This window comes from Marinobacter mangrovi (genome assembly GCF_016798325.1).
Classification (GTDB): domain Bacteria; phylum Pseudomonadota; class Gammaproteobacteria; order Pseudomonadales; family Oleiphilaceae; genus Marinobacter_A; species Marinobacter_A mangrovi.
The window spans coordinates 159,823-172,495 of the sequence record NZ_JAERVO010000006.1; the positions used below are offsets into that span (position 1 = coordinate 159,823).

The window sequence follows — 12,673 nt, forward strand, 5'->3', positions numbered from 1 at the left end:
CGCGCCAACACGCTTACAGATCATCCAGGACCGATTTCACCCATTCGAAGTCCAACTGCCGCATCGCCTGTTCCGCTTCGGCCATACTGGACGGCGACAACAGCTCCGCTAGGGCGTCTCGATACTGCAGGAACAACGCCTGCGCCCTCAGGTTATTCTGTGCCAACAGCTCACGCAATTCCGCCAGCGCGGCGTCATCCAATTCAGGTTTGTCGTCGGGGGCGCTGTCGCCGTCATGCGCTTCCAGCCAGTCCTGCACGGCATCGAGCACCCGCTGATAACCCGCCGCCAGTGATGCCCACTGATCGCCAAGAAAATCGGCGTCCGGCATCGACCGCAACGCCTGTTCCAGCTCATGTGCGTCGTCGGCGAACGCCCGGGCGCCGATGGTGCCCAGTGAACCACGCAGTGTGTGCAGGCGCCGCGCCGCTTCGGTGCCATCGCCGGCAGCCCACAAGTCATGGGCTTCGTCCATCGGCGCCATACCCCGCTCGACAATGCCGGCCACCACACCCATCAGCGATCGGCCCGCTTCCGGATGGGCCTGCACCAGGGCGTCCAGGCTGCTGAAGTCCACCCAGGGGGGCTCCGGCTGGATCGGCTCGCCGTCCGCTGTCAGCCGAACCGGGCGCTCGCTGCCGATGCCCAGATGCTCCGCGATGGTGGTGATCAGCTCCACCTCGTCCACCGGCTTACCGATAAAACCATTCATACCGGCCTGGCTGCATTCCGTCCGCTCACTGTCCAGAACGCCCGCCGACATGGCCAGCACTGGCAGTTTGGCCTTCAGTTCGCTGCGTATCAGGCGGGTGGCGGCAATGCCGTCCATGATCGGCATCTGTACGTCCATCAGCACCAGGTCATAAGGATGATTCAGCTCGGCGATGGCGTCCACGGCAGCCTGACCGTTTGGAGCAATCGATACGGTAGCGCCGGCAAACTCCAGGAACCCGGCGGCCACCGTCTGGTTCAGCGGGTTGTCTTCCACCAGAAGGATATGGGCTCCCGCCAGGCGGCCCGCCAGCTTGCTGTTTTCCGGCAGCGACGGCGACATTCCACCGTTCTTGGCGGCCATCAACTCGTTGAGCCGATCGTACAGCTGGGAGCTGGTAACCGGTTTGAGCAGAACCGCATCCACCAATTCAATGTCCGGTGAGGCCATGACGGTTTCCTGCTCAAATGCGCCCGCCAGCAGAATGACGGTCGCACTGTCATATCGCTTCAGGCGGCGAATCGAGCGTGCCAGTTCCATCCCGTTCAACCCGGGCATGTCGTAATCGATCAGGAACAGGTCGTAAGGCACGGCCTGATCCAGCCGCTGCTCCAACAGGTGCGGGCGGGCCAGGCTGTCCACGCTCCATTTCCAGCCCTGCAACGTCTTGTGCAAGTAGTCCCGCGAGGTGTCGTTGTCGTCGACCAGCATCACCTGCATACGCCCCAGCCTGCGGATGCCCTCCTGATCAATCCCAAAACCGGCAATGCTCAGCGGCAGCGAAACGATAAACTCACTGCCCTTGCCCAGCTCGCTGTTGACGCGGATTTCGCCCCCCATCAGGTACACCAGCTTGTTGGATATGGTCAGCCCAAGGCCGGTACCGCCAAAGCGGCGGGTGGTCGATGAATCCGCCTGTGTGAAGGCACGGAACAGTTTCTGCAGCTGGGACGGCGAGATACCAATGCCGGTGTCCCTCACCACAAACTCGAACATCCCGGTCTGATCCTCGCGATCGACCAGGCGCACCAGCAGGGAAACTTCTCCGGCCTCGGTGAACTTGATGGCGTTGCTCAGCAGGTTGATCAACACCTGGCGAATGCGCAACTCGTCGCCGATCAGTTCCCGGGGCACGTCCGGCTCGATGCCGATCGCCAGCTCGAGATGCTTGCCGGAAGCGTCCAGCGACATGATCGACGCCAGGCTGCTAGTCAGGTCATCCAGATTCAGGGCGTCGTGGGTCAGCTCCATCTTGCCCGCTTCGATCTTGGAGAAATCAAGGATGTCGTTGAGTATCGCCAACAGGGATCGTCCGGCTGCCTGCACCATGTCCACGTATCGCCGCTGGTCCGCGCTCAGCGGCGTGCGGGACAGGATCTGCGTCATGCCCAGCATGGCGTTCATGGGGGTTCGGATCTCGTGACTCATGTTGGCCACGAATTCGGTCTTGGCGCGACTGGCCGCTTCCGCCACCTGACGGGCCTCATTCAGGCGCTGCTCCGCCAGCCGCTGCTCGGTGACGTCGCGAAGGATAATGCCGAAAAACGTTTCGCCACCGGACTCCCACTTCGAAAGGGACAGCTCCACCGGGAACGTCTCACCATCCCGGCGACGGCATTGCAACCGGATATCGTGCTCCGCCAGGCGGGCATTGGTGTAGGCCGCCAGGTTACTGATTTCCGACACCCGGTCCTGGCGCTCTTCGTGCGGCAACAGCATCAGCCAGCGCCGTCCCAGCACCTCTTTCGGGGTGTAGCCGAAGATCACCGTCGCAGCACGATTCCAGGACTGGATGCTGCCCTGCCCATCCACCATGAAGATGGCTTCGTTGGCGCTTTCCGCCAGCGTCGTAAAGCGGCCCTCAGACGCCCGCAGGGCATCGGTCATTTCACGGGCCAGCCGAATCGCCTTGGTCCGGGTCAGGGCCAGCGCCCGAATGAAGGAAAACAGTAAAAGACTGATCAGTATCCCACCCACCAGCACGATGTGGGCTTTCTGGAAATCGATGGCGCGGGCAAAAGCCGGCAAGGCGGTAACCCGCAATGTCCATTGCAGATCAGCGACCGGCAAAAGGGAGACCCGGGTCCGTGCTTCGCCCGGTCGGGCCAATGTATTGAGCTGAGCATCGCGGTACAGCAGGCCGTCCGGCTCGGAGCCTTTACCGTCGAAAATCTCCAGGGCCACGGTGGAAAAGCCATCGCCCAGAATCCCCTCGATCAGGTCGTTCATACGAAACGGGCTGTAGGTGTAACCCTGGATGTGAGCCCGCCGGGCCGCTATCGTCGATGGGGTGTCATTGGTGTCGTAAACCGGAACATACATCAGGAAGCCGGCCTGAACGCCAACGCTGGTTTCCTGCACCAGCGTAATACGGTGGCTCAGGGCCACATCGCCCCTATCGCGGGCACGAATCATGGCCCAGCGGCGGTTGCCTTCGGAGAACATGTCGTAGCCGTGGGCGCGCTGGTTCCGCCAATCATAGGGCTCCAGGTAAGTCACCGGGACATAGATCGTCCGAATGCCTTCCGGTTTGACGGCAAACTGCTCATAGCCCTGACTTCGGATCCGGGACTCGAACGCCTCCTTTTCCTGCATTCCCGTGAGATAGGCGGCATAGCCCACGCCCTGTATCCCCGGGTAATCGTCGTTAATCTTCAATTCCCGCACATAGCGCCGCCAGTCGTCAGCGCTCACATATTCCGAGCCGTAGAAAAGACCGGCAGCGCCCCTCAGCATTTGCTGATAATCCCTGATGCGGTCCTTGATGCGCATGCTGATTTCATTGGATAGGCTCTCGAACCGTTGGCTCGCCTCCTGCTCAATATTGAGCGTTGTCACCCGCCAGGCCAACACGGTCAGCGCCAACGCCGCCATCAACGCCAGCCAGGGAGGAATAAAATCCCTCAGGAAGCGACTCTGGCCGTGGCCCCGCTCAGTCAGGTCCGCGGACAGGATCAGCCCGGTAATGACCCACAGCAGGAGAAAGCAGTCCAGTGCAACGAGCGAGGCGTGCACCGTCTGGAAATTGAAAGGTCCCATGCCGGACAGGGTCGCCGGCACGGCAATGGCGGCGATCGCCGCACTCAGCGTAGCCACGCCCCGCAATCCAAAATAGTACGCCGAGACACCCAGGCAGGGGATGTAAAGGAAAACCAGCAGCTGCTGGATGTTCGCCATGCCCACATCCGGCCAGAACACCAGCAGGCTGATCACACTGTAAGCCAAAACCAGCCCGATGCCGACACCCCAAGCCCCCTCTCCTGCGGGCTCGCCGTGGATTCGTAGCAGCGAGATCACCAGCGGCACAATCACCAGTAGGCCGACGGTATCGCCCAACCACCAGATGCCCAGCGTCGCTGCAAACGCCTCCGGTGAGACATAGCCGCTAACCATCAGGGTCGTGACGCCCACGGCGGCACTGATCACACAGGCAAGCACCGCAATGCCGACAAAGCGGAACACGTGCAGGACCCGGTCAAACGATCGGCGGCCACCAGCCAGTCGACGAATGATATAGGCCGCCGTCAGTGCTTCCAGGGTGTTGCCCGTGGCAATGGCAAGCGACGCCGGCAGGGTGACAGCCAGGGCATCCGTTCCGGTGGGAAAGCTGATCAGGTTCACGATAAAGGCGCCGACCGTGATCGCAGGCCACAGCCGCAAGCCGCCCAGCAACAAGGCGGAGACGGCGATGCCGGTGGGTGGCCAGATGGGGGAAACGTTGGTGGCAGCAAAGGCCAGTTTCAGGCTGAAATAGGCGACCAGAACGTAGATCGCCACCAGGAAGAGCCCCGCCACCCAGCGTTTGGGGCGGGAAGCGATGTCTTCATCGCCCGCCAGCAGACTACTCAGCATCCATGAGCTCCTGTTTCGTCATCCCTGCAATTACGTAACCTCCAGGGAGGCTGTCCGATAGGTGTTGCGTCCCGCCTGCTTGGCGTCGTACAGCGCCTGATCGCTGGCTTCCAGGAAGTCGCGGACACCGAAATCACCGGGAACGGCGGCCACGAGCCCGGCACTGATGGTGACTTGGCCGTATTCCGGCGATTGGTCGTGGGGTATGGCCAGCGCGCGGACGGTCTCGATGATTCGCCAGCCAAAACGATCCATGTCGTCTGGATCGCTATGAGGCAGGACAACCACGAATTCCTCGCCGCCATAGCGGGCCACGAACTCTCCCGGCCGTCGCGCGGAGGCCATTAATGCCTGGGCCACAGCGCGCAGGCTGTCATCGCCAGCCTGATGGCCATAGTGATCGTTATAGGCCTTGAAATGATCCACGTCGACCAGCACCACTCCCAAGGATAGACCCTGTCGCTGATGACGACGAATTTCATGCTCCAGCTGGTGATCGGCGTAACGCCGGTTGAAGGCGCCGGTCAACCCATCGATGTTGGCCATCTCCCGCAAGGCGTCGGACTGTTGCTTGAGTAGCAACTGATTGCGAACCCGGGCAGTCACCACCACCGGACTGAAAGGCTTGCTGACAAAGTCCCTGGCGCCCAGTTCGAACGCCCGGGCTTCGTCCCCTGGGCGATTATGAGCCGTTACAAACACAATCGAACATTCCCGGGTGGCCGGGTTCGCCTGCAGGATGCGGCAGGTTTCCTGACCAGACTGACCGGGCATCTGCTGATCCAGCACGATCACATCCGGCTGGTGTTGTTCAGCCAGCCGCACACCGGTCTCTCCGTCCTTGGCAAACAGGATGCTCGCCAGGGGCATGAGAATCGTACTTAGCAGGTGGATCGTATCGGGATCATCCTCGATGATGAGGATTGAACTTGCGGGGTTTGCGTCATCCATTCGACAGCATCCTGATTGCGACAGCCAAGGAGCTATGCACTCACCAGCGACATGCCCCCTTGTGGCGTTACAAAACACACAAAATAGCCCCAGATTTCAATTGCATGGCACCAGGACCTGTATCAGTCTAGACCATAGTTATCCGCGCTGTGGATACGGTGCAAACCAGGCGTTGGATGCGCCGGCGCCGCGTACCTCATTCCATCAGGAGAATCGCGTGAACGTTGTTTCCAGCTTTATCATTGCTACTGGCCTTATTGCCGCCGCCTGGATGGGCGCCGACGGTTTGCGGGACCTTCGCACCGGCGACCGTTTTGTCACCGTCAAGGGGGTGGCTGAGCGCCAGGTTCAGGCGGACCTGGCATTGTGGCCGCTGCGTTTCGTCGCCACCGGGGACACCCTGCCGGCTGCCCAGGAACAGGCCCGCAAGAGCCGTGAAAGCATCCAGGCCTTTCTCAAGCTGCAGGCCATCGATGCCGGTGCGGTGGAATTGCAGCGCCTGGACGTCACCGATACCCAGGCCAATCCCTACCAGAACAACGCCACCGGCAAGCGCTTTATCATCAACCAGACGCTGATGGTGCGCTCGCAGGACATCGACAAGGTGCAGCAGGCCGCGCAGGCGGTCAGCGATCTGGTGGATTCCGGCGTGGTGCTGTCCAGTGACTATGGTGCCGGCGGCCCCACGTACCTGTTTAACGGGCTCAACGACATCAAGCCGGCGATGATTGCCGAGGCCACCGCCTCGGCGCGGGAGGCGGCCCAGCAGTTCGCCAAGGATGCGGGTGCGGATGTGGGCGGGATGCGCCGGGCCAACCAGGGCGTGTTCCAGATCTTGCCCCGTGACCCGGCGCCGGGCATAACCGAAGAGCAGCAACCGGTGAAGACGGTCCGGGTTGTCTCCACCCTGGAGTACTACCTCAAGTAAGCCCGACTTAGTTACCGATACCGTAGTGTTTCTTGATCGCGTCGATGGTGCCGTCCTTGCGGGCCTTGTCGAGGCCGGCCTGTAGCTTCGCCACCACAGCGGGGTCGGTCTTGTTGCTCACCGCCAGGTACATCGGTGTCTCACGGAAGACCAGGACCGGTCGCAGTCCGGTGATATCGCCATTCTCCTTAGCCACCATGGGGCCAACCAGCCCGTCGGTCACCCAGAGATCCACCTGCCCCAGCACCAGTCGCCTGGGGTTCTGCTCGTCGGTGACCGTCGTGGTGACATCATAGCCCTTGCTGAGCAGGTAATCGGTCATCACATCGCCCTTGTAGCCGGCGATCTTCAGGCCCTTGGCGTCCTCCAGGGAATTCAGCTGGATATCGGAATCCGGGGCGGCGAACAGGGTCCAGCGAATCGACGCCAGCGGTCCGACCCACTGGAACTGATCCTCCCGCTCATCGGTGCGGGCAGTGCAGAACAGGGCGTGGTTCTTGTGCTCCTTGACCCAACGATAGGCGAAGCTCCAGTCCCGCATTTTCATTTCGTACTCGTAGGGTGTATTGGCCATCAGGGCCTCAACCATTTCCGGACAGATACCGCCAATGTCTTCCCGCTTGTGGGCGAAGTTCTTGCCGGTTTTGGAAACGTTATAGGGCGGGTAATTCTCGGTGAAGATATGGAAGCGCGTGTCGTCAGCCCGCACGGTGGGCGCGGCAGACAGGCAGAACATCAGCAGCGCCAGACCGAGGCGGATCTTGCCTGCTGCGGATCCGGCACGACCGAAGCCGGTGGGAATCGCCATGACAGTGTCCTCTTGAGCAAAGGATCGATTTGTTGGGATCGCGGCCCTGTGGCACCGCCAATCCGGCTCGACTTACCGACCCGCCTGATCGTTTTGGCCAACCCGACTGGTCGTTTTTGTCAGTAGCAGATCATTGCGGTTTTCGCCGGGGATTGGAAGGGGCAGCCTGTTTCGCTTGGTTACAGAATTTGAGGTGGCTCAATCGCAGGTGGCCACGTGCCGCTCCAGGGCCAGCGGATCGTTGACGGTCACCCGGCCATAACTGAAGGCAATCAGGCCTTCCGCCTCGAAGGTCTTGAGAACTTTATGCACGCCCTGGCGGGTCATCCCCATCATGCTGGCCAGGTGCTCGCGGGTCAGACGGAAGCTGACCGGATCGCCGGCGATGCGGCCGCCGTTGTGCATCTGGGCCAGGAACAGCAGGCGGCGCCCCACCCGGGCCGGAATGCCGCGCAGTGCGTCGTCCTCGATCAGCGACATGGTCGCCCACAGACGCTGGCTGAGCAGGTCCAGCACCACCGGGTAGCTTTGTGGATAACGGCGCATCAGGTCACGGAAGACCTCACCCGGCAGATCGACAATCACCGCGCGCTCATGGGCGCGAGCGCCATAGACGCGGGGCGTGTCCGGGGAGAACACGGTATCGCCGAACCAGGTGCCATGGTCGAAAATCATCAGCACCGCCTCACGGCCTTCGGCGTTGACGGAGCAGATCCGCACCCCGCCTTCGGCGATCACACAGATGCCGGACTGCAGCGAGCCTTTCTCGTAAATCAGCTCGTCCACCTCGAAACGGCGAATGTGGGCGTGCCGGGCGGCCTCGGCAATCGCCTCGTCCGGAAAACCGGAGAAGATCGGGCAATGGCGAATAACGTGGAAGAGGTCGGTCATCGGCACAGTGTAAACCAATCCCCCAATATCGCGGACAATCCGGACGCAGCATCGGACAATGTAAATCCATTGACAGTCTTGCCCGCCTGCGCCGGCCTACACTCTCAGGACTGATCCACAACAAGTCCAACAACGAGAGAGGCCCACGATGTCCGCACCCCTGGCATTCAAATCCAAGAAGGACCACGTCAGCGCCGAGGAATGGCAGCTGCGCGTCGACCTGGCGGCCGCCTACCGGCTGATCGCCCTGCATGGCTGGGATGACCTGATCTTTACCCACATCTCCGCCCGCATTCCCGGCGACGAGCATCACTTCCTGATCAACCCCTACGGCATGATGTTCGAGGAGATCACCGCCTCCAGCCTGGTGCGAGTCGATCAGGACGCCAACAAGCTGGATCCCGACGATTTCGACATCAATCCCGCCGGCTTCACCATCCACAGCGCCATCCATGCGGTGCGCGAGGATGCGGCCTGCGTGATGCATACCCACACCACAGCGGGTGTCGCGGTGTCCGCCCAGAAGGACGGCCTGCTGCCGCTGTCGCAGCAGAGTTTGTTCCCGCTGGCCAGCCTGGCCTACCACGACTACGAGGGCGTGGCCCTGCGCGAGGATGAAAAAGCCCGGCTGCAGGCCGACCTGGGCGAGTCCAACTTCATGATCCTGCGTAACCACGGCCTGCTCACGGTGGGCAGCTCCATTGCCGATGCGTTCCTGGGCATGTTCATCCTGCAACGGGCCTGCGAGGTGCAGATCAACGCGCTGGCGGGCAACCGCGAATTGACGCCGATCCCCGCGGGCATCGTCGACACCATCAAGCAGCAGGCGGCGCAGGTGACCAAAGGCATGGGTGGCCAGCTGGCCTGGCCCGGCCTGCTGCGCAAGCTTGATCGTCTCGATCCCAGCTACCGCGACTGAGCCCGGAGGTTTCTATGAGCACAGCAACCGACAACCGCGCCCGGTTCACCCACATGAAGGACGGCACCGCCGAGGACTGGCAGACCATCGCCGCCTCGTTCGGGGATTTCGCCAAATCCCTGCCGGACCGGATCATGGACCACCTGAAGCTGCTGGAGGGTGACTTCGGCGGCTTCAAGGTGGACCGGATGACCCACTGCCTGCAGACCGCCACCCGGGCCCATCGGGACGGCAAGGACGAGGAATACGTGGTGTGCGCCCTGTTGCACGACATTGGCGACACCCTGGGCACCTACAACCACGCCGATGTGGCGGCGGTGCTGCTGGAGCCGTTCGTGAGCGAGGAGAATCACTGGATGGTCAAGCACCACGCGATCTTCCAGGGCTACTATTTCTTCGAATACCTGGGGCTCGATCCCAACCTGCGGGAGAATTTCAAGGATCACCCGTATTACAAGCACACGCTCGAGTTCGTCAGCAAGTACGACTCGCCGGCGTTCGATCCCGAGGCGGAGACCCTGCCGCTGTCCTACTTCGAACCGATGCTGCGCCGGGTGATGGCCAGGCCCCGCAAATCGCTCTACAAGAAAGCGATGGCTGAGTAATTCCTATAGGGCGCCACCTTGGCGTCCTTTTATTTCGGTTTCCCCTTACCCGAATTAACGTCGCCTTTTCAATACCTTACGGGTTGTCCATTTACCGGATTTTAACGTGATGAACGGAACATCCTGCGTTAGTGTGGTTGCTAATGAAGAGGGGCGGAATCAGAGTCCCGTCCCTTTCAGGCTTTTTCTGACGTGTTTTGAGTTGCGTCTCCAACCTGGTGCCCGGTGAGTCGATCCTGCTTCCCACCCTATGAGCAGGATCACAGAATTCACCGGGCCTTTTTTTGCCCCATCAATCTGTGATCGACAACGACCTCCGTCACTGCGGCGACTGTGTTCGATTTCCACCTCGTATATACTCGCGCAAACCCTATAAAAAGATGCAGTTTCGACAGATCTGCACAACTCAAAACACGCACGGACAAGGAAAGAACGGACACTATGAAACGCCTGAGCACACTGGATGCCTCATGGCTCGCCGTCGAGTCTGAGGACACGCCCATGCATGTGGGCACCTTACAGATTTTCTCGCTGCCGGAAGGCGCGCCGGAGACCTTCCTGCGGGACATGGTCGCGCGCATGAAAACCGACTGCGAAGTCGCGCCCCCGTGGAACTACAAGCTGGCCTACCCGGGCAAACTGGGGCGATTGGTCGCGCCCGCCTGGAAGGTCGACAAGGGGATCGACCTGGATTATCACGTGCGCCACTCCGCCCTGCCCAAGCCCGGCAGCGAACGGGAACTGGGGGTGCTGGTTTCGCGCCTGCATTCGCACCCGCTGGATTTCTCCCGGCCGCTGTGGGAGTGCCACATCATCGAGGGCCTGGAGAACAACCGCTTCGGGCTCTACACCAAGATGCACCACTCGATGATCGACGGTATCAGTGGGGTGCGACTGATGCAGCGCATCCTGTCCACCGATCCCAACGAGACCAACATGCTGGCGCCCTGGTCGGTCAAGCCGCAGCGCGGGCGCAAGCAGACCGGCGACAAGGCCGCCACACTGAACTGGGCCTTCAACGAAGCGCTGGAAGCCCTGAAGATCCAGGTGGACAGCGCGCCCAAGCTGGTCAGCGCCCTCTCCCGTCTGGTCCATTCCGCCCGGCATCCCGAGGACAAGTTGACCCCGCCGTTCGTGGGCCCCAGCTCGATCCTCAATCGTCGGGTCACCGGTCAGCGCCGTTTCGCCACCCAGCATTACGAACTGGATCGCCTCAAGGCCTTGGCCAAAAAGGCGGACGCGTCGCTCAACGACATCGTGCTCTACCTGTGCGGCACGGCCATGCGCCGGTTCCTGCTGGAACAGGATGAACTGCCGGATACACCGCTGACCGCCGGGATTCCGGTCAACATCCGCCCCGCGGACGACGAGGGCACCGGCACCGCCATCAGCTTCATGATCGCCAGCCTGGCCACCAACGAGGCGGACCCGAAAGACCGGCTGGCTGCCATCCAGGCGTCCACCGCCAGCGCCAAGGCCCACTTGCAGAGCCTGCCGCGCAGTGCGCTGAACCAGTACACCATGCTGCTGATGTCGCCCTACATCCTGCAACTGATGACGGGGCTGGGCGGGCGGATGCGGCCGGCGTTCAACGTGACCATTTCCAACGTGCCGGGGCCGGAGAAGCCGCTCTATTACGAGGGCGCCAAGCTGGAGGCCATGTACCCGGTTTCGCTGATCGCCCACGGCGGGGCACTCAACATCACTTGCCTGAGTTACGCCGGGTCACTGAACTTCGGGTATACGGGGTGTCGGGACACACTGCCAAGCATGCAGCGACTGGCCGTCTATACCGGGGAAGCGCTGGAGGAGCTGGAACTGATCCTGCTGGCCAAGGCCGAGCCGAAGACCCGGCCGAAGCGCAAGACGGCCAGCCCCCGACGCAAGCGCACGTCAACGACGGTCAAATAACCGCACGTTATCCACCTCCAACAGGACCAGTTGCGGCTGGTCCTGTCCTTTCACATAGCCCACCAGGACATCCGCCCGGCCATGTTCGAAGGCGCAGCGCCCGTTGCCCTGGTAGACCGTGTCCGTCTTCAACCGGTTGAGCGGTGACTGGCTCAGGGCATCGTCACCGAAATCCCCCAGCGCCAGACGTTCACAACCCACAAAGCGGCCCAGTGACTGCGCCGTTGTCAGGGTAGCCGACGAAGGGCCCGCGCCTTTCACAGCAGGCGCCAGGATGGGGTCGACGGCTGATCGGTCCCAACTACGGGACAGGGTGCCGAGCAATGACGAGACATCGGCCAGCCGCTGCTTCTGACCGTATTCCGGGTCCGGTTGATAGAACGTCAGCCACAAGGCCGCGGTAGCCAGCGCCACGAGGGTGCCGAGAAAACGCTTCCAGTGACCGGTCATGAGTTGCCTGCCTGTGTACGACTGTTCCAATGCGCGGCACCCACAAAAATCAGCTGCAGAAAGCGGGCGGTGCGCTGGCGGATCTGGTCGATCTGGTAGTCGTCGTCCGGCGCTACGTTGAGCAGGTCGGTCAGGGTGAAGGCGACCGTGCGTACCACCAGATCGCAGGTCAGCTCCAGATCGCCGTCACTCAGATGCTCCGCCAGGCGCATGCGGCGCAGGTCGTTGGCCAGTTCGCTGGCGAAGAAGCGCATCTCGCTGCGGATGGCATCCTGTACGGCGCGGCTTTCTCCGGCCAACCCCTGGGCCATGAAAAAGAAGAAGCTGCGGTTGGCTTCCACGTGGCTGATGAAGATGGTCACCGACTCCTCGATCAGCTTGTCCGCCTGCAGCACGTTGCCCCGCGCCTCGCGCATCATGCGGCGCAGCACCAAACCCAACTGGTCCACCAGCTGCAAACCCAGATCGTCCATATTGCGGAAATGGCGATAGAACGACGTCGGCACCACACCAGCCTGGCGGGTGACTTCGCGGATACCGAGACTGGCGAAGTGCCGGCCCTTGCCCACCAGGGTGAGGGCCGCCTCCATCAGTTTGTCCCGGGTTTCGCCGGGTTTGCGTCGCTGTCGCTGGGTCATCGTGTGCG

General features: G+C 61.8%; 10 protein-coding genes. 4 read left to right on the forward strand and 6 right to left on the reverse strand.

Translation table 11 applies throughout. The features are described from left to right. Positions 1 to 13: 13 nt before the first annotated feature. Together JL474_RS17385 and JL474_RS17390 are read right to left on the reverse strand one after the other, a co-directional pair. The gene (locus JL474_RS17385; RefSeq protein ID WP_203143079.1) at positions 14 to 4,564 is read right to left on the reverse strand and encodes a CHASE domain-containing protein; all 4,551 of its coding nucleotides are present in this window, start codon (positions 4,562 to 4,564) and stop codon (positions 14 to 16) included. Positions 4,565 to 4,594: 30 nt separating this feature from the next. After that, positions 4,595 to 5,515, reverse strand: a complete 921-nt coding sequence (locus JL474_RS17390) for a diguanylate cyclase domain-containing protein (RefSeq protein ID WP_203143080.1) — start codon at positions 5,513 to 5,515, stop codon at positions 4,595 to 4,597. 271 nt (positions 5,516 to 5,786) lie between these two features. On the opposite strand from JL474_RS17390, the gene JL474_RS17395 reads away from it, so the two are divergent. Then, complete coding sequence (locus tag JL474_RS17395; protein WP_203143172.1) at positions 5,787 to 6,443, forward strand: SIMPL domain-containing protein; 657 nt, start codon at positions 5,787 to 5,789, stop codon at positions 6,441 to 6,443. Between the two features lie 7 nt (positions 6,444 to 6,450). Here the strand turns inward: JL474_RS17395 and JL474_RS17400 are convergent, their stop codons facing one another. Further along, on the reverse strand, positions 6,451 to 7,251 hold the full coding sequence (locus JL474_RS17400; RefSeq protein WP_236012343.1) for a substrate-binding periplasmic protein: 801 nt from the start codon (positions 7,249 to 7,251) through the stop codon (positions 6,451 to 6,453). 198 nt (positions 7,252 to 7,449) lie between these two features. After that, a complete protein-coding gene (locus tag JL474_RS17405; RefSeq protein ID WP_203143081.1) occupies positions 7,450 to 8,142 on the reverse strand; it encodes a Crp/Fnr family transcriptional regulator in 693 nt (230 codons plus the stop codon). A 148-nt stretch (positions 8,143 to 8,290) separates the two neighbouring features. Between JL474_RS17405 and JL474_RS17410 the strand changes: the two genes are divergently transcribed. The 3 genes from JL474_RS17410 (at position 8,291) to JL474_RS17420 (ending at position 11,577) form a co-directional block, all read left to right on the forward strand. Beyond that, positions 8,291 to 9,061, forward strand: coding sequence for a class II aldolase/adducin family protein (locus JL474_RS17410; protein WP_203143082.1), 771 nt, complete (start codon positions 8,291 to 8,293; stop codon positions 9,059 to 9,061). A gap of 14 nt (positions 9,062 to 9,075) precedes the next feature. Beyond that, the gene (locus JL474_RS17415; protein ID WP_203143083.1) at positions 9,076 to 9,666 is read left to right on the forward strand and encodes an HD domain-containing protein; all 591 of its coding nucleotides are present in this window, start codon (positions 9,076 to 9,078) and stop codon (positions 9,664 to 9,666) included. 441 nt (positions 9,667 to 10,107) lie between these two features. Continuing rightward, positions 10,108 to 11,577, forward strand: a complete 1,470-nt coding sequence (locus JL474_RS17420) for a WS/DGAT/MGAT family O-acyltransferase (protein ID WP_123635922.1) — start codon at positions 10,108 to 10,110, stop codon at positions 11,575 to 11,577. On the opposite strand, the gene JL474_RS17425 is transcribed toward JL474_RS17420, so the two are convergent. Next, a complete protein-coding gene (locus tag JL474_RS17425) occupies positions 11,560 to 12,027 on the reverse strand; it encodes a hypothetical protein (RefSeq protein WP_203143084.1) in 468 nt (155 codons plus the stop codon). The genes JL474_RS17420 and JL474_RS17425 overlap by 18 nt on opposite strands. Continuing rightward, positions 12,024 to 12,665, reverse strand: a complete 642-nt coding sequence (locus JL474_RS17430; RefSeq protein ID WP_123635924.1) for a TetR family transcriptional regulator — start codon at positions 12,663 to 12,665, stop codon at positions 12,024 to 12,026. The genes JL474_RS17425 and JL474_RS17430 overlap by 4 nt, the downstream gene beginning before the upstream one ends. Positions 12,666 to 12,673: the final 8 nt, after the last annotated feature.